The sequence below is a fragment of the Enterobacter sp. N5-15 genome, assembly GCF_057221635.1.
The window spans coordinates 3979398-4000063 of record NZ_CM170150.1 but is presented as its reverse complement, the minus strand read 5'-3'; the positions used below and the strand labels follow the sequence as shown (position 1 = coordinate 4000063).

Sequence of the window (20666 nt, the reverse complement as noted above, 5' to 3'; positions counted from 1 at the left end):
AAAAAGGCCAGCACAAAGGCTGGCCTTTTTAACGCTGTCAGTCGATTACTTCAGACCGGCAGCTTCACGCAGCAGGGCGGCTTTGTCGGTTTTTTCCCATGGGAAATGTTCACGACCAAAGTGACCGTATGCCGCGGTTTCTTTGTAGATTGGGTGCAGCAGATCCAGCATCTGAATCAGGCCGTATGGACGCAGGTCGAAGAACTCGCGCACCAGCAGCGTAAGCTGTTCTGAAGGCACTTTTTCAGTACCAAAGGTTTCAACCATGATGGAGGTTGGTTCAGCCACGCCGATAGCGTAGGAAACCTGGATCTCGCAGCGGTCAGCCAGGCCGGCAGCAACGATGTTTTTCGCCACATAACGTGCAGCGTACGCCGCAGAACGGTCAACTTTAGACGGATCTTTACCGGAGAATGCACCGCCACCGTGACGCGCCATGCCGCCGTAGGTATCAACGATGATTTTACGACCGGTCAGACCGCAGTCGCCCATTGGGCCGCCGATAACGAAGCGTCCGGTTGGGTTGATGAAGAATTTGGTCGCAGAGCTCAGCCATTCGGTCGGCAGAACCGGCTTGATGATCTCTTCCATCACTGCTTCCTGCAGGGATTTCTGATCGATATCTTCGGAGTGCTGGGTAGACAGAACCACTGCGTCAATACCGACGATTTTGCCGTCGTCGTACTGGAAGGTGACCTGGCTTTTCGCATCCGGGCGCAGCCACGGCAGGGTACCGTTTTTACGCACTTCAGCCTGACGCTGCACCAGACGGTGTGCGTAGGTGACCGGTGCTGGCATCAGCACGTCGGTTTCGTTGGTTGCATAGCCGAACATCAGACCCTGATCGCCCGCGCCCTGTTCCAGCGGATCGGCACGGTCAACGCCCTGGTTGATGTCTGGAGACTGTTTGCCAATTGCGCTCAGTACCGCGCAGGAGTTGGCATCAAAGCCCATATCAGAATGCACATAGCCGATCTCACGCACCGTGTTACGGGTGATCTCTTCGATATCAACCCATGCGCTGGTGGTGATCTCACCGCCAACCAGAACCATGCCGGTTTTGACATAGGTTTCACACGCTACGCGCGCTTTTGGATCCTGCTCCAGGATCGCATCCAGCACCGCATCGGAGATTTGGTCAGCAATTTTATCAGGATGTCCTTCTGATACGGACTCGGACGTAAACAGGTGTTTTGCCATGTTTTATTTCACCTAAGAGGAATTTGGTTAGCTCAAGCTGCTGTGCGGAATAGCCAAAGGAGATAATTCTACCAAGGCCTGCAGGTTTTTGACACTGGCAGTATGAGTGTTAATCAGTATAGATGGATTAACATCTGGATGGCTATTTTAGGTCACTTCTTCGCCCGATTTCCAGTTTTTTTTGACTAACCTCTCACTCAGTTGAAATTGCGGCTGGCAATAATTCCTGACGGCCCCGGCAACACGCACATTTATCTTTTGCTTTTTACCCCTGTTCTCGGTATAAAACGCGGCGCGCGGCTCATATAAAATAAGCGCTCGATGAACTCATCGTGTCGCCACTTCCAGCCGGGTTAAGCAGTGAACTTTTAGCTTTGGCTTGTGGTCCGTTTCAGCAGAGGCGGCCGTGGAGGTGATACGAGATAATGAACCATCGTTTTCCGCACATTCAGCGCAGCCGTTCTGGCGCGCATTTGATTCCCGCAACCCGCATTTCTAGTCTGCAAACCTGCCGATGTTATACCCATCTCGGCGCTTCTCAGGATTCAAGGGCCGGTCACGCTCTGTGAAAACTGAACAAGGGCGCTCTTGTTAATACAAGAGTTTTCTCGTGGTTTCGCCGAACCTTGTCATACAGAGTTCGGATACGTGTTTTACAATGATATGAATAAGAAACCGGTCGCACGGTCTGGTTTTCAGCATACTCTGCTGGGAAACGGAGCCGTTTATGGGTTGTTATCGCCGTATAACGCTGCGATAGTAGTCAACTGTTTTACACTTAATACAAAGAGTTGAGGTTCGCTATGTCTGACGACATGTCTTCTTTTTCGCCTTCGTCAGCGGGCGAACAGGGTGTACTACGTTCTATGCAGGAGGTTGCGATGAGCTCCGAGGAAGCCAGCAAGATGCTGCGCACTTACAATATTGCCTGGTGGGGCAATAACTACTACGACGTTAACGAACTGGGCCACATCAGCGTCTGCCCGGATCCGGACGTCCCTGAAGCGCGCGTGGACCTTGCTAAACTGGTGAAAGCCCGTGAAGCTCAGGGCCAGCGTTTGCCTGCACTGTTCTGCTTCCCGCAGATCCTGCAACATCGCCTGCGTTCTATTAACGCCGCCTTCAAGCGCGCGCGTGAGTCCTACGGCTATAAAGGCGACTATTTCCTGGTTTACCCGATCAAGGTGAACCAGCACCGCCGCGTGATTGAATCCCTGATCCACTCCGGCGAGCCGCTGGGTCTGGAAGCAGGCTCCAAAGCGGAGCTGATGGCGGTTCTGGCGCATGCGGGCATGACCCGTTCGGTGATCGTCTGTAACGGCTATAAAGACCGTGAATACATTCGTCTTGCGCTGATTGGCGAGAAGATGGGCCACAAGGTCTATCTGGTTATCGAAAAGATGACCGAAATCGCCATCGTGCTGGAAGAGGCTGAGCGTCTGAACGTGGTGCCACGCCTTGGCGTGCGTGCGCGTCTGGCGTCGCAAGGTTCCGGTAAATGGCAGTCCTCCGGCGGTGAAAAATCCAAGTTCGGCCTGGCGGCAAACCAGGTGCTGCAGCTGGTGGAAATTCTGCGCGAGCGCGGTCGTCTGGACAGCATTCAGCTGCTGCACTTCCACCTCGGCTCGCAGATGGCCAACATTCGCGACATCGCCACCGGCGTGCGTGAATCCGCGCGGTTCTACGTGGAGCTGCACAAGCTTGGCGTGAATATTCAGTGCTTCGACGTGGGCGGCGGCCTCGGCGTGGACTACGAAGGGACCCGCTCGCAGTCTGACTGCTCGGTGAACTACGGCCTGAACGAATACGCGAACAATATCATCTGGGCGATCGGCGATGCCTGTGAAGAGAACGGCCTGCCGCACCCGACGGTGATCACCGAATCCGGTCGCGCGGTGACCGCGCACCATACGGTGCTGGTCTCTAACATCATCGGCGTTGAGCGTAGCGAAATCTCCGAGGCAACGCCTCCGGCAGACGATGCCCCGCGTTCCTTGCAAAGCATGTGGGAAACCTGGCAGGAAATGCACGAGCCGGGCACGCGTCGTTCCCTGCGCGAATGGCTGCACGACAGCCAGATGGACCTGCATGACATTCACGTGGGGTATTCTTCAGGCACCTTTAGCCTGCAGGAGCGCGCGTGGGCGGAGCAGCTTTACCTGAACATGTGCCATGAAGTGCAGAAACAGCTCGACCCGAGCAACCGCGCGCACCGTCCGATTATCGACGAGCTGCAGGAGCGTATGGCGGATAAGATTTACGTCAACTTCTCGCTGTTCCAGTCGATGCCGGATGCCTGGGGTATCGACCAGCTGTTCCCGGTTCTGCCGCTGGAAGGGCTGAACCACGCGCCGGAACGCCGTGCGGTGCTGCTGGACATCACCTGTGATTCCGACGGTGCTATCGACCACTACGTTGACGGCGACGGTATCGCAACGACGATGCCAATGCCGGAGTACGACCCGGAGAACCCGCCGATGCTGGGCTTCTTTATGGTCGGCGCGTATCAGGAGATCCTCGGCAACATGCACAACCTGTTCGGTGATACCGAAGCGGTGGACGTGTTTGTCTTCCCTGACGGCAACGTAGAAATCGAGCTGTCCGATGAAGGCGACACCGTGGCGGACATGCTGGAATACGTTCAGCTGGATCCGAAAAAACTGCTCACCCAGTTCCGCGACCAGGTGAAAAACACCGGTCTGGACGATGCGCTCCAGCAACAGTTCCTGGAAGAGTTTGAAGCGGGTCTGTACGGGTACACCTACCTGGAAGACGAGTAGCCGCTGATGCCCGGTGGCGCTGCGCTTACCGGGCCTACGAATGTAGGCCGGATAAGGCGAAGCCGTCATCCGGCAGAATGCTATACTCACTTGAACCCGTATGCATTACCGGCGATAATTCGCCCCAATAAGCGATTTACGAATCAATCCCTTCCTCGTCGGGTTTAACGACGCGGAGGGGATTTTTTTTCATCTGTTTTTAATGTATCGACTTTAAAAGAGGTCAGGACATGAGCACTTTAGGTCATCAGTACGATAACTCTCTGGTATCTAACGCGTTTGGTTTTTTACGCCTTCCGATGAACTTCCAGCCGTACGACAGTGACGCTGACTGGGTGATCACCGGCGTGCCGTTCGATATGGCAACATCTGGCCGCGCGGGTGGTCGTCACGGCCCGGCAGCGATTCGTCAGGTTTCCACGAACCTGGCCTGGGAGCACAACCGCTTCCCGTGGAACTTCGACATGCGCGAGCGCCTGAACGTGGTGGACTGCGGTGACCTGGTGTACGCCTTCGGTGACGCGCGTGAGATGAGCGAAAAGCTGCAGGCGCACGCCGAGAAGCTGCTGGCTGCCGGCAAGCGCATGCTCTCCTTCGGCGGCGACCACTTCGTGACCCTGCCTCTGCTGCGCGCCCATGCCAAGCACTTCGGTAAAATGGCGCTGGTGCACTTCGATGCACATACCGACACCTACGCGAACGGCTGTGAGTTTGACCACGGCACCATGTTCTTCACCGCGCCGAACGAAGGTTTGATCGACCCGAACCACTCCGTGCAGATCGGTATTCGTACCGAGTTCGACAAAGACAACGGTTTCACCGTGCTGGATGCGGGCCAGGTTAACGATCGCGGCGTCGATGACATCATCGCTCAGGTGAAGCAGATCGTGGGTGATATGCCCGTGTATCTGACCTTCGACATCGACTGCCTGGATCCGGCATTTGCACCGGGCACCGGTACGCCGGTCATCGGCGGTTTGACCTCAGATCGTGCCATCAAGCTGGTGCGAGGTCTGAAGGATCTGAACATTGTCGGGATGGACGTGGTGGAAGTGGCGCCTGCGTACGATCAGTCCGAGATCACCGCGCTGGCGGCGGCGACTCTGGCGCTGGAGATGCTCTACATCCAGGCTGCTAAGAAAGGCGAGTAAGCCTCGCCTGGCGTAAAAAAAAACCTCTCTCTTGAGAGGTTTTTTATTGCCTTTAGAACACGTTAAACGGGTATTCCACGTAAGCGCGGATCTCGTCCCCGCCCACGTTGTACTCGCTGGCGTTGCTGGAGACGCGCAGGACGGAGTAGCGCAGTTTCAGCTTCAGATCCTTCGCCGGGCCATCCTGCACCTGGTACTGGATCTGGTTAAACCACTCGTGCTCTTTGCCGTTGCTGGTTTCAGAGGTTTTGATGTTATCGCCGCGCACGTAGGCGGTGGTCCAGCTCAGGCCCGGCAGGCCAAGACCGCCAAAGTCCAGACCGTAGGATGCCTGCCAGGAACGTTCATCTTCGCCGTTAAAATCAGACCAGTAGGAGTTCGCCAGCCAGATGGTGTTACCGCCGTCACCCACGCCGCCCTTGTCGCGATAGCCGCCGTAGTTGTAGCCGGTGCTGCCGCTGCTCTGCTGGTACGCCACTTTGAACGTGTGAATGTCCCAGATGTAGCTCGCCGCCAGGCTCCAGATGGTGTTGCTGCGGCCCGTGTCGAGGCTGTCCGCGTAACCCTGGTCCAGACGGGAGTTATAGCCGTTGAAGTCGAGCACCAGCTGCTGCCCGGTGCTGAACGGCTGTTTGAAGTTCATGCCCAGGTACTGCTTGTTCATCACCTCTTCATTATGAGAGGCGTAAAGCGCGCCGCTGAACTGGTCGTTAAACTGATAGCTCGCACCGCCGAAGGAGAGGCTTTTCAGTCCGCTGTCGTGGCGGTCATCGCTTTTACGCTGCTCGTCGGTGAAGTAACCAGCGTTGACTTCCAGACCGTCGATCTCTTTCGAGGTGAGCATGGTGCCAGTGTAGCTTTCAAACAGCAGGCGGGAGCTGTCTGCATTGATGATAGGCAGCTCAGGACGCTGATTTCCGTAGCTCAGCACGGTGTTTGAAATGCGCATTTTGGCGGTAGCGCCAAACTTTGCCAGATCGGATTTTGCCCGGCCATCGTCTTCCTGCTTAAAGAAGTCGATGCCGCCTGCGCCGCTTTTGCCACGGCCGCCGTCCAGGCGCACGCCGTATTGAGCAATACCGTCCACACCAAAGCCCACCAGCCCTTCGGTATAGCCGGATGCAAAGGTGGCGATGATCCCCTGACCCCATTCTGCTTTGTCCTGCTGGCCCTGATGGTAGTCGCGGCTGATATACGCATTGCGTAAAAACAGATCCAGATGGCTGTCGTCAATAAAACCCTGGCTGTCGGATTGCTGGCTTGCGGCGGCAGGTAATGCGGCAAATAAACTTAAAGCAATTAATGATAATTCTTTTTTCACGGAGGGAACGTCTCTGTCTGGATATATTAATTTGAATAACTACGGGGTGATAATTACCGGAAAAAATCACCTTTGCAATAATTATGTGACCAGACATTTCAATGTGATAGGGCAGATTTGGCGCGGCTTTCAGGGGTGTTATCGATACGTGCTGTTAAGTTAACAATTCATGCGAAATAAAAGGGAGGCAAAACTGCCTCCCGGTAAAATTATTTAATTCCGTCTGCGGCCATGCGGTCGCGAATATGCTGTGCGCGTTCTTCTGAGGCAGGGTGATCGTCAAACATGGAGCTTTGGCGTCCCGCTTCCAGCTTGGCCAGTTTTTCGAAGCTGGTGGCTAAACCTGATGGATTAATGCCGCGTTTGCGCAACAGATCGTAGGAGTAGTCATCCGCCTCGGACTCCTGGCGCTGTGAGAACTGAGAGTTAACCAGCTTTTCACCCACGTCACCAAGCTGTGACTGCGACAGGCTGCCAACAATACCGCCCGCTGAAGCCGCCGCCGCGCGGATGGCATTGGTGCCCAGGGCAACCTGCATCCCTTTCTTCACGTGGCCCAGGGCAACGTGGCCCATTTCATGGCCGATGACCGCTTCCACTTCGTTGTCGGTCATCATGTCCATTAGCCCGCTATAGACGCGGATACAGCCGTTCGCCATCGCGAAGGCGTTCACGTCTTTCGCCATGTACACCTTGTAGTTCACCGGCTGGCCGTTGATGTTGTCGCCCAGCGCGGAAGCAATCTTATTCAGACGCTGCGTGTAGGTACTGTTAGCTGGCGCAAGCGTGGCTTTTCCGTCCATATCTTTACAGGCCTGGTCGCTCAGCGCTTTCACCTGCGCATCGCTCAGGGAATAGGCCTGAAAGGCCTCTGCGCCTGACGTCATCAGACCGTTAGAATCCATATTCTGACAGCCGCTCAGCAGGAGCGTTGTACCCAGGGCCAGCACTATTGCACGCATTTTCATGAGGTTGCTTCCGTACTCGTTAATCTGAATAAAATCCGAAAAATGCACCGTCAGCGAAGGCGGTGTCGGGCTAAGTATAAGGAATATCGACAGAGCCGGGCGAGTAGATTGCGCAACATGCGAGCATGATCCAGAGATTTCTTAACAAGCAAAAGAATGCTCCATGTACATGACTTGCGGCTTGGGTTACATTGTTGGCACTTTTTTCCGGCGTAGCCCAAAACGCGCTGTCGTCAAGGGCATGGCCTTTAACAGTCCGATCTGGAGTTAAAATGTCCTCACGTAAAGAGCTTGCTAATGCTATTCGTGCGCTGAGCATGGACGCAGTACAGAAAGCCAAATCCGGCCACCCAGGGGCTCCTATGGGTATGGCTGATATCGCCGAAGTCCTGTGGCGTGATTTCCTGAACCACAACCCGCAGAACCCGTCATGGGCTGACCGCGACCGCTTCGTGCTGTCCAACGGCCACGGCTCTATGCTGATCTATAGCCTGCTGCACCTCACCGGCTACGATCTGCCAATTGAAGAGCTGAAAAACTTCCGTCAGCTGCACTCTAAAACTCCAGGTCACCCGGAAGTGGGTTACACCGCTGGCGTAGAAACCACCACCGGCCCGCTGGGTCAGGGTATTGCTAACGCTGTGGGTATGGCGATTGCTGAGAAGACGCTGGCGGCGCAGTTCAACCGTCCTGGTCACGACATCGTAGACCACTTCACCTACGCGTTCATGGGCGACGGCTGCATGATGGAAGGCATTTCTCACGAAGTGTGCTCCCTGGCAGGTACCCTGAAGCTGGGCAAACTGGTTGCGTTCTATGACGACAACGGTATCTCCATCGACGGTCACGTTGAAGGCTGGTTCACCGACGACACCGCAGCACGTTTCGAAGCCTACGGCTGGCACGTTGTGCGTGGCGTTGATGGCCACGATGCTGACTCGATTAAACGTGCAGTGGAAGAAGCGCGCGCTGTAACGGACAAACCGTCCCTGCTGATGTGCAAAACCATCATTGGCTTCGGTTCGCCGAACAAAGCGGGTACTCACGACTCCCACGGCGCACCGCTGGGCGATGCGGAAATCGCACTGACCCGTGAAGCGCTGGGCTGGAAACACCCTGCATTCGAAATCCCATCTGAGATCTACGCTCAGTGGGATGCAAAAGAAGTAGGCCAGGCGAAAGAAGCGGCCTGGAACGAGAAGTTCGCTGCCTATGCGAAAGCGTTCCCGCAGGAAGCGGCTGAATTCACCCGTCGTATGAAAGGCGATATGCCGTCCGACTTCGCCGCGAAAGCGAACGAATTCATCGCTAAGCTGCAGGCGAACCCGTCTAAAATCGCGAGCCGTAAAGCGTCTCAGAATGCGATTGAAGCGTTCGGTCCTCTGCTGCCTGAATTCCTCGGCGGCTCCGCAGACCTCGCGCCTTCTAACCTGACTATCTGGTCCGGTTCTAAAGCGATCAACGAAGACACTGCCGGTAACTACATCCATTACGGTGTACGTGAATTCGGTATGACTGCGATTGCCAACGGTATCTCCCTGCACGGTGGTTTCCTGCCGTACACCTCTACCTTCCTGATGTTCGTTGAATATGCACGTAACGCTGTGCGTATGGCCGCGCTGATGAAACAGCGTCAGGTGATGGTCTACACCCACGACTCCATCGGTCTGGGTGAAGATGGCCCAACTCACCAGCCGGTAGAGCAGGTGGCTTCCCTGCGCGTGACCCCGAACATGAGCACATGGCGTCCATGTGACCAGGTTGAATCCGCGGTGGCGTGGAAATACGGCGTTGAGCGTCAGGACGGTCCAACCGCGCTGATCCTCTCCCGTCAGAACCTGGCACAGCAGGAGCGTACGCCAGAGCAGCTGGCGAACATCGCTCGCGGTGGTTACGTGCTGAAAGATTGCGCGGGCCAGCCAGAGCTGATCTTCATCGCCACCGGTTCTGAAGTTGAACTGGCTGTTGCCGCGTGGGAAAAACTGACTGCCGAAGGCGTGAAAGCACGCGTGGTTTCCATGCCGTCTACCGACGCGTTCGACAAGCAGGATGCCGCTTACCGTGAATCCGTTCTGCCTAAAGCGGTTTCCGCTCGCGTGGCAGTGGAAGCGGGTATCGCTGACTACTGGTTCAAATACGTGGGCCTGAACGGTGCCATCGTCGGTATGACCACCTTCGGTGAGTCTGCTCCGGCAGAGCTGCTGTTCGAAGAGTTCGGCTTCACCGTTGAGAACGTTGTCGCGAAAGCGAAAGAACTGCTGTAATTGCTTGTACGGTGCGGGCTGATGCCCTCACCCCGGCCCTCTCCCACGGGGAGAGGGTGCAAACACTAAAAACGGTAACCTTTCGGTTACCGTTTTGCTTTTCCCTCGGCGTAAATTATTCCACCTAAAATGTGACGCAAGTCATATAGCTCGCTTATTCATCTGGACAGACATTCCTTTTATTCCCCGATTCGCTTATTCTTGCTGAAGCGTTTCAGTCGATTAAATGTTCGACAATTGACCAATCAATCGCAGTTTGTGACAGCAAGGATTCCCCTTCGGGCGTAGCTGGATTACTCTTTCAGCCACCTCAAACTCAGGGATTGCTTTGCAGGAGATCTATGACCGTACGCGTAGCGATTAATGGCTTCGGTCGCATCGGACGTAATGTGGTTCGTGCTTTGTATGAATCCGGACGTCGGGCGGAAATAACCGTGGTGGCAATCAATGAACTGGCGGATGCTACGGGCATGGCGCATTTGTTGAAATATGACACCAGCCACGGACGCTTTGCCTGGGATGTTCGCCAGGAAAGAGATCAGCTTTTTGTGGGTGATGACGCTATTCGTGTGCTGCATGAGAACAGCATCTCCGGGCTACCCTGGCGTGAACTGGGTGTGGATGTGGTGCTTGACTGTACCGGTGTCTACGGCAACCGCGAACATGGCGAAGCGCATCTGGCTGCCGGCGCGAAAAAAGTCCTGTTTTCTCATCCCGGCAGTAACGACCTCGACGCGACCGTCGTGTTTGGCGTCAACCAGCATGAGCTGCAGGCCGAACACCGCATTGTTTCCAACGCCTCCTGTACCACTAACTGCATTATTCCGGTCATCAAACTGTTAGACGATGCGTATGGCATTGAATCCGGCACCGTGACCACGATTCACTCCGCCATGCACGATCAGCAGGTTATCGACGCCTACCATCCGGATTTACGACGCACTCGTGCGGCGAGCCAGTCAATCATTCCGGTGGATACAAAACTGGCGGCAGGGATCACCCGAATTTTTCCGCAGTTTAACGACCGGTTTGAAGCGATTGCCGTGCGTGTCCCAACGATTAACGTGACCGCGATCGACCTCAGCGTGACGGTGAAAAAACCGGTAAAAGCCTGTGAAGTCAACCTGTTGCTGCAAAAAGCGGCACAGGGGGCATTTCATGGTATAGTTGACTATACGGAATTACCGTTGGTCTCAGTAGATTTTAACCACGACCCGCACAGCGCCATCGTCGATGGCACGCAAACGAGAGTCAGTGGCGCACACCTTATCAAGACGCTGGTCTGGTGTGATAACGAATGGGGCTTTGCTAACCGAATGCTCGACACCACGTTAGCAATGGCCGCTCAAGGTTTCAGGTAAGACGCATTGTGCGTCTGCAAAACTTTAAGAATCAACGAGAGGATTCACCATGTCTGTAATTAAGATGACCGATCTGGATCTGGCTGGTAAACGCGTTTTCATCCGTGCCGATCTGAACGTACCGGTTAAAGATGGCAAAGTGACCAGCGACGCGCGTATCCGTGCATCTCTGCCAACCATCGAACTGGCTCTGAAGCAGGGCGCGAAAGTGATGGTCACCTCCCACCTGGGTCGTCCAACTGAAGGCGAGTACAACGAAGAGTTCTCTCTGCTGCCGGTTGTTAATTACCTGAAAGACAAACTGTCCAGCCCGGTTCGCCTGGTGAAAGATTACCTGGACGGCGTTGAAGTTGCTGCCGGTGAACTGGTTGTTCTGGAAAACGTTCGCTTCAACAAAGGCGAAAAGAAAGACGACGAAACCCTGTCCAAAAAATACGCTGCGCTGTGCGACGTATTCGTGATGGATGCCTTCGGTACGGCTCACCGTGCACAGGCGTCAACCCACGGTATCGGTAAATTCGCAGACGTAGCGTGTGCGGGTCCTCTGCTGGCTGACGAACTGGAAGCGCTGGGTAAAGCACTGAAAGAACCTGCTCGTCCAATGGTGGCTATCGTTGGTGGTTCTAAAGTTTCTACCAAACTGACCGTTCTGGATTCCCTGTCTAAAATCGCTGACCAGCTGATCGTTGGCGGTGGCATCGCGAACACCTTCGTTGCCGCTCAGGGCCACAACGTGGGTAAATCCCTGTACGAAGCAGACCTGGTTGACGAAGCTAAACGCCTGCTGACCACCTGCGATATCCCGGTGCCAACTGACGTTCGCGTAGCGACCGAGTTCTCCGAAACCGCAACCGCGACCCTGAAATCTGTAAACGACATCAAAGATGAAGAACAGATTCTGGACCTGGGCGACGTTTCTGCACAGAAACTGGCTGAAATCCTGAAAAACGCAAAAACTATCCTGTGGAACGGTCCTGTTGGCGTGTTCGAATTCCCGAACTTCCGCAAAGGTACTGAAATCGTTGCTAACGCTATCGCAGACAGCGAAGCGTTCTCTATCGCAGGCGGTGGTGACACCCTGGCAGCAATCGACCTGTTCGGTATCGCTGACAAAATCTCCTACATCTCCACTGGTGGCGGCGCATTCCTCGAATTCGTGGAAGGCAAAGTACTGCCAGCAGTAGCAATGCTCGAAGAGCGCGCTAAGAAGTAAGCCATTCAAGGGCAGGGAAACCTGCCCAATTTTCAGCGCGCTTTTAAGAGCTCGCACCTTTTCTAACGGCCGAAGATACAGGACTAAGCAACATGTCTAAAATTTTTGATTTCGTAAAACCTGGCGTTATCACTGGTGATGACGTACAGAAAGTGTTCCAGGTAGCTAAAGAAAACAACTTCGCTCTGCCAGCAGTTAACTGCGTGGGTACCGACTCCATCAACGCCGTACTGGAAACTGCTGCTAAAGTTAAAGCTCCAGTTATCGTTCAGTTCTCTAACGGCGGTGCTGCGTTCATCGCAGGTAAAGGCGTGAAGACTGACATTCCTCAGGGTGCTGCAATCCTGGGTGCTATCTCTGGTGCGCACCACGTACACCAGATGGCTGAACACTACGGTGTTCCAGTTATCCTGCACACTGACCACTGCGCGAAGAAACTGCTGCCGTGGATCGACGGTCTGCTGGATGCGGGTGAAAAACACTTCGCAGCTACCGGTAAGCCACTGTTCTCTTCTCACATGATCGACCTGTCTGAAGAGTCACTGCACGAAAACATCGAAATCTGCTCCAAATACCTGGCGCGCATGGCCAAAATGGGCATGACCCTGGAAATCGAACTGGGTTGCACCGGCGGTGAAGAAGACGGCGTGGACAACAGCCACATGGACGCTTCTGCACTGTACACCCAGCCAGAAGACGTTGATTACGCTTACACCGAGCTGAGCAAAATCAGCCCACGCTTCACCATTGCGGCGTCCTTCGGTAACGTACACGGCGTTTACAAACCAGGTAACGTGGTTCTGACCCCGACCATCCTGCGTGATTCTCAGGAATACGTTTCTAAGAAACACAACCTGCCGCACAACAGCCTGAACTTCGTCTTCCACGGCGGTTCCGGTTCTTCTGCTCAGGAAATCAAAGACTCCGTAAGCTACGGCGTAGTGAAAATGAACATCGATACCGACACCCAGTGGGCAACATGGGACGGTATCCTGCAGTACTACAAAACTAACGAAGCTTACCTGCAGGGTCAGCTGGGCAACCCGAAAGGCGAAGACCAGCCGAACAAGAAATACTACGATCCACGCGTATGGCTGCGCGCTGCCCAGACTTCTATGATTACTCGTCTGGAGCAGGCATTCAAAGAGCTGAACGCGGTAGACGTTCTGTAATTTGAGCTGCTAACAGCATCAGAAGGCCCGCAAATGCGGGCCTTTTTTTATGCTTTTTCAATACCCTGCCAGGCCGGTTTTTGTGATCTGTTTGGCAATACTTGCGCTTTTTGTTTACCCTTTACGGACCTGCCTGTCTCCATGGGGGATGGATTTTGTGTTTTGGTTTAACAAAAGGAAGAATAAATGGAACAACTCGATGTTGTAGACAGCATCAATAACGCCGGTAACTGGCTGGTGCGCAACCAGGCGCTGCTGCTGAGCTATGCCGTGAACATCGTCGCGGCGATTGCCATCATTATCGTCGGGATGATCGTGGCGCGTATTGTATCGAACGCGGTTAACCGCGTAATGCTGGCCCGTCACATTGACGCCACGGTGGCTGACTTCCTCTCCGCACTGGTGCGCTACGGTATTATCGCCTTTACGCTGATTGCGGCGCTGGGTCGGGTGGGTGTGCAGACCGCCTCCGTCATTGCCGTTCTAGGTGCCGCCGGTCTGGCCATTGGTCTGGCGCTGCAGGGCTCGCTTTCAAACCTGGCGGCAGGCGTTCTGCTGGTCACCTTCCGTCCGTTCCGCTCCGGCGAATACGTTGACCTTGGCGGCATTGCCGGGACCGTGCTGCAGGTGCAGATTTTCTCAACGACCATGCGTACCGTCGATGGCCGCATCGTGGTCGTGCCGAACGGGAAAATCATCGCGGGCAACATCATTAACTTCTCCCGTGAACCGGTGCGTCGTAACGAACTGATTATCAGCGTGGCGTACGACTCCGATATCGATCAGGTGAAGTCGCTGATCAGCAACATCATTGCGTCAGACGATCGCATTCTGAAAGACAAAGAGCAGACGGTTCGCCTGAACGAACTGGGCGCGTCCTCGATTAACTTCGTGGTGCGTATCTGGAGCAAGAGCAGCGATCTGCAAAACGTGTACTGGGACGTGCTGGAACGCATTAAGCGCGACTTCGACGCCAACGGCATCAGCTTCCCGTACCCGCAGATGGACGTAAACGTCAAAAAAGTTAAAGAAGCAGAATAACGTCACCCGTAGGCCCGGTAAGCGCTAGCGACACCGGGCTTTATTTTTATAAGCGCTGCTAATCCCCAATTAATATTATCCATTTCCTCTAATGTGATTCGCGCAGTATAGTCACCTTCCAGAACAATACTGTGAGAATTTCGTCATGTTATCCTATTACTTTCAAGGGCTTGCTTTAGGTGCGGCCATGATCCTTCCCCTCGGCCCGCAAAATGCATTCGTGATGAACCAGGGCATCCGCCGCCAGTATCATCTGATGATTGCCCTGCTGTGCGCGGTTAGCGATTTACTGCTGATCTGTGCCGGGATTTTTGGCGGCAGCGCATTGCTGATGCAGTCTCCCTGGCTACTGGCGCTGGTCACTTGGGGCGGCGTGGCGTTTCTGCTCTGGTATGGTTTTGGTGCCCTAAAAACGGCGATGAGCAGCAACCTCGAACTGGCGAGCGCGGAAGTCATGAAGCAGGGCCGCTGGAAGATTATCGTCACCATGCTGGCGGTCACCTGGCTTAATCCGCATGTTTATCTGGACACCTTCGTGGTGCTGGGCAGCCTGGGCGGACAGCTGGACGTTGAGCCGAAACGCTGGTTTGCGCTTGGCACGGTCAGCGCCTCTTTCCTCTGGTTCTTCGGTCTCGCCATTCTTGCCGCGTGGCTGGCACCTCGTCTGCGTACAGCCAAAGCCCAGCGCATCATTAATACGCTGGTGGGGCTGGTGATGTGGTTTATTGCTTTTCAGCTGGCAAAAGAGGGGATTCACCACGTTCAGGAATTGTTCAACTAATCCTTGTCTTATGGACAACTGAACAAGACCCGCTAAGCTTGCTGGCATGCGCCCTGTTAATGGGCACTCTTCGCAACATGGAGGAATAACAGTGAAGTTTAAGGTGATGGCCCTGGCGGCATTAGTAAGTTTTGGTGCGGTGTCGGTGCAGGCAAGTGAACTGCCGGATGGCCCGCACATCGTCACTTCAGGCACCGCAAGCGTGGACGCGGTACCCGATGTTGCAACGCTGGCAATTGAAGTCAATGTCGCTGCGAAAGATGCGGCATCTGCCAAGAAGCAGGCTGACGATCGTGTTGCGCAATACCTCTCTTTCCTCGAGCAGAACGGTGTTGGTAAAAAAGATATCAACTCCGCGAACCTGCGAACTCAACCTGATTACGACTACCAGAATGGCAAAAGCATCCTGAAAGGCTACCGCGCCGTGCGTACCGTTGAAGTGACCGTGCGTCAGCTGGATAAGCTTAACTCGCTGCTGGATGGCGCGCTGAAGGCGGGTCTGAACGAAATTCGTTCCGTGTCGCTGGGCGTTGCGCAACCGGAGAAATACAAAGACGAAGCGCGTAAAGCGGCGATTGATGATGCCATTCACCAGGCGGAACAGCTGGCTTCTGGCTTTAAGAGCAAGCTCGGCCCGGTTTACAGCGTGCGTTACCACGTCTCTAACTACCAGCCAAGCCCGATGGTACGGATGATGAAGGCTGATGCAGCCCCGGTTTCTGCTCAGGAAACTTACGAGCAACCAACCATTCAGTTCGACGATCAGGTGGATGTGGTCTTCCAGCTGGAGCCTGTTGCAGCACAGCCGAAACCGGCTCAGTAACCTGTAGGCCGGGTAAGGCGAAGCCGCCACCCGGCTTATTTTTTAATCCTGTCTCAGCACCTTGTGCCCAAACGCCAGCAGCGCGTCGGTGACGTTGCGCATCATGCGGCTTTCCGGCGCAAAACGGTGCCAGTAGAGCATCCGACGCTGATACAGCCCCGGCGTTAAGTCAATCAGCTCACCGCTTTTCAACTCTTTCTCAATCTGCAGATGCGGGATCATGCAGCAGGTGGTGCCCTGACGCGCAAGCTGCACAAAGGCTTCAGACGAGTTAACGATATGGCACGGCACGCTGCCCGGCGGCAGATCGAAGTTTTGCTGCAGGAACGCCTGATGCATATCGTCCAGATGGTCGAACGCGACGGCGGGCGCTTTCAGCAGCGCGGCGCGGGTGACGCCGTTCGGGAAGTAGCGCTCGGCGAAGGCTTTTGAACCCACAAACAGGTAGTCCAGCGCACCCAGCTGATCGACAAGACAGCTTGGCAGCGCCTGAGGCTGGATACTGACTGCCCCAACCACTTCACCGCGACGCAGGCGTTCCTGGGTACGGGTTTCATCTTCAACCTGTAAGTTCAGGCGGATAGGGGAGTCCGCTAATACCGGCGCCAGGGCCGGCAGCAGCCAGGTCGCCAGACTGTCGGCGTTGACCGCCAGAGAGAGCAGCAGCGGCGTAGAGCCCGTTTGTTCGTCACCCAGCCACTCGTCTTCCAGCAGTTCAACCTGGCGCAGCAGGGCGAGGAGCTTTTGCCCCTGCTCGGTTGGACGTGGCGGCACGGTACGCACCAGCAGCGGCTGGCCGAACATGTTTTCAAGCTGTTTGATACGCTGTGATACGGCGGACTGGGTGATGCAAAGCTTTTGCGCCGCGCGCTCAAAACCGCGTTCACGGATAACTGCATCAAGTGCCTGTAGTGTTCTGTAGTCCGGACGTTTCATTGCTCTGGCTGGCTCCTTAATTTTGCTTATTCTGCACTATGACACAATTTTCCCTTCGTGGCAGACGAATTCCATTCGACGTGTTCTATAATGCGCCCTGAGTTTTCACACCACAGGCAAAACGATCATGACGCAGGATGAACTGAAAAAAGCAGTAGGATGGGCCGCTCTCCAGTACGTACAGCCGGGTACCATTGTCGGTGTCGGTACGGGATCAACCGCGGCACACTTTATCGATGCGCTGGGTACGATGAAGGGGCAAATCGAGGGCGCGGTTTCCAGCTCTGATGCTTCCACGGAAAAGCTGAAAAGCCTCGGCATTACCGTTTTCGATCTCAACGAAGTGGATCGTCTGGGGATTTACGTTGATGGCGCGGATGAAATCAACGGCCACATGCAGATGATCAAAGGCGGCGGCGCGGCGCTGACGCGCGAAAAAATCATCGCCTCCGTTGCGGACAAGTTTATCTGCATCGCGGATGCCTCCAAGCAGGTCGACATTCTGGGTAACTTCCCGCTGCCGGTCGAAGTGATCCCGATGGCGCGTAGCGCGGTTGCCCGTCAGCTGGTGAAGCTGGGCGGTCGTCCGGAATATCGCCAGGGCGTCGTCACCGACAACGGTAACGTGATCCTCGACGTTCACGGTCTGGAAATTCTCGACGCGATTGCGCTGGAAAATGCCATCAACGCTATCCCAGGCGTAGTGACCGTAGGGCTATTCGCCAACCGTGGCGCGGATGTGGCGCTGATCGGCACCGCTGACGGCGTGAAAACCATCGTAAAATGATCTGACGGGGGGAGTCCTCCCCCCGCTAAAAAATTTTTGAAAAGCTAAATTCGGTGACTTGTGTCACGTTTTTCAGCCTCTTTTGCCGATCCTGCCACGTTTGTAAATTTCCATAGCATTTTCCTCTGACATTTTGCCCTGGATGACTTTTCTTCAGAGTGCCGACGCAAACGTTCATATTGCTGCAATAGTTTTTTTTGATATGTTGGCTACAGCGGATTCATATCCAGCACAACATCAGTTCAGACAAAAACAGGGTCGGGGAAATGGCAAAGGTATCACTGGAGAAAGACAAGATTAAATTCCTGCTGGTCGAGGGCGTGCATCAAAAAGCAATCGATAGCCTTCGTGCGGCAGGTTACACCAACATCGAATTTCACAAAGGCGCGCTCGATACCGAAGAGCTGAAAGCGTCCATCCGTGATGCCCACTTCATTGGCCTGCGATCCCGTACTCATCTGACTGAAGACGTTATTGCCGCGGCGGAAAAGCTGGTGGCTATCGGCTGCTTCTGCATCGGTACCAACCAGGTTGACCTGAGTGCTGCCGCCAAACGCGGTATTCCCGTCTTCAACGCCCCGTTCTCCAACACCCGTTCCGTGGCGGAGCTGGTGATTGGCGAACTGCTGCTGCTGCTGCGCGGCATTCCAGAAGCGAACGCCAAGGCGCACCGCGGCGTGTGGAACAAGCTGGCGTCTGGCTCTTTCGAAGCGCGTGGTAAAAAGCTGGGGATTATCGGCTACGGCCACATCGGTACGCAGCTCGGTATTCTGGCGGAATCCCTGGGTATGCACGTGTTTTTCTACGATATCGAAAGCAAGCTGCCGCTGGGCAATGCGACCCAGGTTCAACACCTTTCTGACCTGCTGAACATGAGCGACGTGGTGAGCCTGCACGTGCCGGAAAATGCCTCCACCAAAAACATGATGGGCGCGGAAGAGCTGGCGCTGATGAAGCCGGGCTCGCTGCTGATTAACGCCGCGCGCGGCACGGTTGTCGATATCCCGGCACTGGCGGATGCGCTGAAGCGTAAGCATCTGGCGGGCGCGGCCATCGACGTATTCCCGACGGAGCCAGCCACCAACAGCGATCCGTTTACCTCTCCGCTGTGCGAGTTCGACAACGTGATCCTGACGCCACACATCGGCGGTTCGACCCAGGAAGCGCAGGAGAATATCGGTCTGGAAGTGGCGGGTAAGCTGAGCAAATACTCCGACAACGGCTCTACGCTCTCTGCCGTGAACTTCCCGGAAGTGTCTCTGCCGCTGCACGGTGGTCGTCGTCTGCTGCACATCCACGAAAACCGTCCGGGCGTGCTGACCGCGATCAACCAGATCTTTGCCGAGCAGGGCGTCAACATTGCCGCGCAGTATCTGCAAACAAACTCGCAGATGGGCTACGTGGTCATTGATATCGAAGCGGATGACGATGTTGCCGAGAAAGCGCTGCTGAGCATGAAGTCTATTGCGGGGACGATTCGCGCGCGTCTGCTGTACTGATGGTGCGAGGTAAATGCAAAACGGTAACGATAGTTACCGTTTTTTATGTTTTCACCCTCTCCCTGTGGGAGAGGGCCGGGGTGAGGACATCTGGCCGCACGCCTGGTTCACCACTCCCACAACTTCGATGGCGTCACTACCGCCGGCAACGGCACATCCCACTTCTCCACCGGCAACGCCTCCACGCCCTGACAATCATGCGCGTAACCCACCGGCTGCAACCCGTACTGCTGCCAGTTTTGCAGCGTCCGGTCGTAAAAACCGCCGCCCATCCCTAAACGCTGGCCCTGTTCATCAAACGCCACCAGCGGCGTAATCAGCACATCCAGCTGTGACAGCGGCAGCACGTCGCGCACGTCAAGTTTCGGCTCGGTGATTTTCAGGCGATTCACCACCAGCTCGCTGTGCGGGTGGTAGTGCAGAAACAGCAGATTACCGTCGCTGAACGGGTGCAGCACCGGCAGATAAACCTTCTTCCCGGCACGCCAGAGTTGTTCTATCAGCGGTTGGGTATCCAGCTCTCCATCAAACGACAGAAACAGCGCAACGGTGTGCGCCATCACGACAGGGGGATACGCCATCATACGGGCGGCGGCCTGCTGGGCAAAATGCGCTTGCTGATCGGAGGTTAACGCACGGCGGCGCTGGCGAATTAACTGACGGATATCCTGGCGTGAAGCGGAAACTTCAGGGAATTGAGTCATGGTAATCGGTAGAAGAAAAGAGTGGGAATCTCCGAGATGCCGCCGCAGGCTGTAACCCTTGAACCCTTGGTTCAAGGTGAATGTGTCGTCATAGTTTTAAGGCTTCTCGGACGGACCGAGCATGCTCACCAACCATGGAGCGCCACATTCTTGTGGTATGAAATATCGGCTCAGGGGACTGGCCCGCTTGCGAACATCTCAGAGAAATTTTGTCTTCACAGTTACTCTACCATAGTCAACTGAGAAGTGTTATTCAAACTTTGGTCCCGGTCTTTCGGGATTGCGACCTTGATCAAGCAATGCCTGTTCTATGGTCTGCTGGAGCATTTTAATGCGCTGCTCCATGCTTGCCGCGTAGTCGCGGGTCTTCGCTTTTTCCTGAGTCAGTTCATAGCTGATGTTCAACGCGGCGATGAAAACCAGCTGCTCAGTATTTGTGACTCTAGTGCGTTCTTTTAGATCTTGCAACCGCTGATTCAAATCGTCCGCTGCCTGATTCAAAGCATCCCTTTGTTCAGGCGGACAATTCACTCGCAGTGAACGGCCAAAAATCTGGAGATCGACGGGTTGTGCAGACATGCCACCTTCCTGCTGATTGACTGCGCTGCCTTCGCTTACTGCCCCGGGGGCTGCGAAGGGGCGACACTATAGCTACCCTGATGTGA

At 55.0% G+C, this 20666-nt stretch carries 19 protein-coding genes and 1 other RNA gene; 13 read left to right on the top strand and 7 right to left on the bottom strand.

Features of this window, described 5'->3' with window-relative positions:
* Window positions 1-45: 45 nt before the first annotated feature.
* Complete coding sequence (gene metK / locus AC2TE5_RS18810) at window positions 46-1200, bottom strand: methionine adenosyltransferase (RefSeq protein WP_213330265.1); 1155 nt, start codon at window positions 1198-1200, stop codon at window positions 46-48.
* A 425-nt stretch (window positions 1201-1625) separates the two neighbouring features.
* On the opposite strand from metK, the gene AC2TE5_RS18805 reads away from it, so the two are divergent.
* The 4 genes from AC2TE5_RS18805 to speB all read left to right on the top strand — a co-directional run bounded on the left by AC2TE5_RS18805 (window position 1626) and on the right by speB (window position 5131).
* A complete protein-coding gene (locus AC2TE5_RS18805; protein ID WP_419095425.1) occupies window positions 1626-1769 on the top strand; it encodes a hypothetical protein in 144 nt (47 codons plus the stop codon).
* 94 nt (window positions 1770-1863) lie between these two features.
* Complete coding sequence (gene yqgB, locus AC2TE5_RS18800) at window positions 1864-1995, top strand: acid stress response protein YqgB (RefSeq protein ID WP_127312443.1); 132 nt, start codon at window positions 1864-1866, stop codon at window positions 1993-1995.
* An 8-nt stretch (window positions 1996-2003) separates the two neighbouring features.
* On the top strand, window positions 2004-3980 hold the full coding sequence (speA, locus tag AC2TE5_RS18795) for a biosynthetic arginine decarboxylase (protein ID WP_023309121.1): 1977 nt from the start codon (window positions 2004-2006) through the stop codon (window positions 3978-3980).
* A gap of 230 nt (window positions 3981-4210) precedes the next feature.
* The gene (gene speB / locus AC2TE5_RS18790) at window positions 4211-5131 is read left to right on the top strand and encodes an agmatinase (RefSeq protein WP_014071686.1); all 921 of its coding nucleotides are present in this window, start codon (window positions 4211-4213) and stop codon (window positions 5129-5131) included.
* 52 nt (window positions 5132-5183) lie between these two features.
* Here the strand turns inward: speB and AC2TE5_RS18785 are convergent, their stop codons facing one another.
* On the bottom strand, window positions 5184-6452 hold the full coding sequence (locus AC2TE5_RS18785; protein ID WP_047650175.1) for an OprD family outer membrane porin: 1269 nt from the start codon (window positions 6450-6452) through the stop codon (window positions 5184-5186).
* Window positions 6453-6661: 209 nt separating this feature from the next.
* Complete coding sequence (gene loiP / locus AC2TE5_RS18780; protein WP_021242066.1) at window positions 6662-7420, bottom strand: metalloprotease LoiP; 759 nt, start codon at window positions 7418-7420, stop codon at window positions 6662-6664.
* 272 nt (window positions 7421-7692) lie between these two features.
* Here loiP and tkt point away from each other — a divergent pair, with 272 nt between their 5' ends.
* From tkt to AC2TE5_RS18745, 7 genes are all read left to right on the top strand, one after another.
* Window positions 7693-9684: a transketolase gene (gene tkt, locus AC2TE5_RS18775; RefSeq protein WP_484612177.1), complete on the top strand. Its 1992-nt coding sequence runs from the start codon at window positions 7693-7695 to the stop codon at window positions 9682-9684.
* Between the two features lie 341 nt (window positions 9685-10025).
* Window positions 10026-11045, top strand: a complete 1020-nt coding sequence (gene epd, locus AC2TE5_RS18770) for an erythrose-4-phosphate dehydrogenase (protein ID WP_023333324.1) — start codon at window positions 10026-10028, stop codon at window positions 11043-11045.
* 49 nt (window positions 11046-11094) lie between these two features.
* A complete protein-coding gene (gene pgk / locus AC2TE5_RS18765; RefSeq protein ID WP_032660073.1) occupies window positions 11095-12258 on the top strand; it encodes a phosphoglycerate kinase in 1164 nt (387 codons plus the stop codon).
* Window positions 12259-12350: 92 nt separating this feature from the next.
* Complete coding sequence (gene fbaA, locus AC2TE5_RS18760; protein WP_029739216.1) at window positions 12351-13430, top strand: class II fructose-bisphosphate aldolase; 1080 nt, start codon at window positions 12351-12353, stop codon at window positions 13428-13430.
* Between the two features lie 186 nt (window positions 13431-13616).
* Window positions 13617-14471 carry a small-conductance mechanosensitive channel MscS gene (gene mscS, locus AC2TE5_RS18755; protein WP_024906566.1) on the top strand — a complete coding sequence of 285 codons (855 nt, stop codon included), beginning with the start codon at window positions 13617-13619 and terminating at the stop codon, window positions 14469-14471.
* A gap of 145 nt (window positions 14472-14616) precedes the next feature.
* Window positions 14617-15252, top strand: coding sequence for an arginine exporter ArgO (gene argO / locus AC2TE5_RS18750; RefSeq protein WP_021242063.1), 636 nt, complete (start codon window positions 14617-14619; stop codon window positions 15250-15252).
* A gap of 91 nt (window positions 15253-15343) precedes the next feature.
* A complete protein-coding gene (locus AC2TE5_RS18745) occupies window positions 15344-16075 on the top strand; it encodes an oxidative stress defense protein (protein ID WP_023618222.1) in 732 nt (243 codons plus the stop codon).
* Window positions 16076-16117: 42 nt separating this feature from the next.
* On the opposite strand, the gene argP is transcribed toward AC2TE5_RS18745, so the two are convergent.
* Window positions 16118-17011 (bottom strand): DNA-binding transcriptional regulator ArgP, encoded by an 894-nt coding sequence (argP, locus tag AC2TE5_RS18740; RefSeq protein WP_003860089.1) that lies wholly within the window; start codon window positions 17009-17011, stop codon window positions 16118-16120.
* Window positions 17012-17138: 127 nt separating this feature from the next.
* Between argP and rpiA the strand changes: the two genes are divergently transcribed.
* A complete protein-coding gene (rpiA, locus tag AC2TE5_RS18735) occupies window positions 17139-17798 on the top strand; it encodes a ribose-5-phosphate isomerase RpiA (protein ID WP_014885151.1) in 660 nt (219 codons plus the stop codon).
* Window positions 17799-18064: 266 nt separating this feature from the next.
* Window positions 18065-19297, top strand: coding sequence for a phosphoglycerate dehydrogenase (gene serA / locus AC2TE5_RS18730; RefSeq protein ID WP_484612176.1), 1233 nt, complete (start codon window positions 18065-18067; stop codon window positions 19295-19297).
* Window positions 19298-19404: 107 nt separating this feature from the next.
* Here serA and AC2TE5_RS18725 read toward each other — a convergent pair whose 3' ends face one another.
* From AC2TE5_RS18725 to zapA, 3 genes are all read right to left on the bottom strand, one after another.
* Window positions 19405-20001 carry a 5-formyltetrahydrofolate cyclo-ligase gene (locus AC2TE5_RS18725; RefSeq protein ID WP_202761505.1) on the bottom strand — a complete coding sequence of 199 codons (597 nt, stop codon included), beginning with the start codon at window positions 19999-20001 and terminating at the stop codon, window positions 19405-19407.
* 24 nt (window positions 20002-20025) lie between these two features.
* Window positions 20026-20209, bottom strand: a non-coding RNA gene (ssrS, locus tag AC2TE5_RS18720) — 6S RNA.
* Between the two features lie 41 nt (window positions 20210-20250).
* Complete coding sequence (gene zapA / locus AC2TE5_RS18715) at window positions 20251-20580, bottom strand: cell division protein ZapA (protein WP_006811891.1); 330 nt, start codon at window positions 20578-20580, stop codon at window positions 20251-20253.
* Window positions 20581-20666: the final 86 nt, after the last annotated feature.

Bases quoted from the DNA above. Each gene is read 5' to 3' on its own strand.
- zapA (WP_006811891.1), bottom strand. From the start codon at position 20,580: ATGTCTGCACAACCCGTCGATCTCCAGATTTTTGGCCGTTCACTGCGA.
- tkt (WP_484612177.1), top strand. From the start codon at position 7,693: ATGTCCTCACGTAAAGAGCTTGCTAATGCTATTCGTGCGCTGAGCATG.
- mscS (WP_024906566.1), top strand. From the start codon at position 13,617: ATGGAACAACTCGATGTTGTAGACAGCATCAATAACGCCGGTAACTGG.
- argO (WP_021242063.1), top strand. From the start codon at position 14,617: ATGTTATCCTATTACTTTCAAGGGCTTGCTTTAGGTGCGGCCATGATC.
- argP (WP_003860089.1), bottom strand. From the start codon at position 17,011: ATGAAACGTCCGGACTACAGAACACTACAGGCACTTGATGCAGTTATC.
- pgk (WP_032660073.1), top strand. From the start codon at position 11,095: ATGTCTGTAATTAAGATGACCGATCTGGATCTGGCTGGTAAACGCGTT.
- speB (WP_014071686.1), top strand. From the start codon at position 4,211: ATGAGCACTTTAGGTCATCAGTACGATAACTCTCTGGTATCTAACGCG.
- loiP (WP_021242066.1), bottom strand. From the start codon at position 7,420: ATGAAAATGCGTGCAATAGTGCTGGCCCTGGGTACAACGCTCCTGCTG.
- AC2TE5_RS18805 (WP_419095425.1), top strand. From the start codon at position 1,626: ATGAACCATCGTTTTCCGCACATTCAGCGCAGCCGTTCTGGCGCGCAT.
- metK (WP_213330265.1), bottom strand. From the start codon at position 1,200: ATGGCAAAACACCTGTTTACGTCCGAGTCCGTATCAGAAGGACATCCT.
- yqgB (WP_127312443.1), top strand. From the start codon at position 1,864: ATGAATAAGAAACCGGTCGCACGGTCTGGTTTTCAGCATACTCTGCTG.
- speA (WP_023309121.1), top strand. From the start codon at position 2,004: ATGTCTGACGACATGTCTTCTTTTTCGCCTTCGTCAGCGGGCGAACAG.
- epd (WP_023333324.1), top strand. From the start codon at position 10,026: ATGACCGTACGCGTAGCGATTAATGGCTTCGGTCGCATCGGACGTAAT.
- serA (WP_484612176.1), top strand. From the start codon at position 18,065: ATGGCAAAGGTATCACTGGAGAAAGACAAGATTAAATTCCTGCTGGTC.
- rpiA (WP_014885151.1), top strand. From the start codon at position 17,139: ATGACGCAGGATGAACTGAAAAAAGCAGTAGGATGGGCCGCTCTCCAG.
- AC2TE5_RS18725 (WP_202761505.1), bottom strand. From the start codon at position 20,001: ATGACTCAATTCCCTGAAGTTTCCGCTTCACGCCAGGATATCCGTCAG.
- fbaA (WP_029739216.1), top strand. From the start codon at position 12,351: ATGTCTAAAATTTTTGATTTCGTAAAACCTGGCGTTATCACTGGTGAT.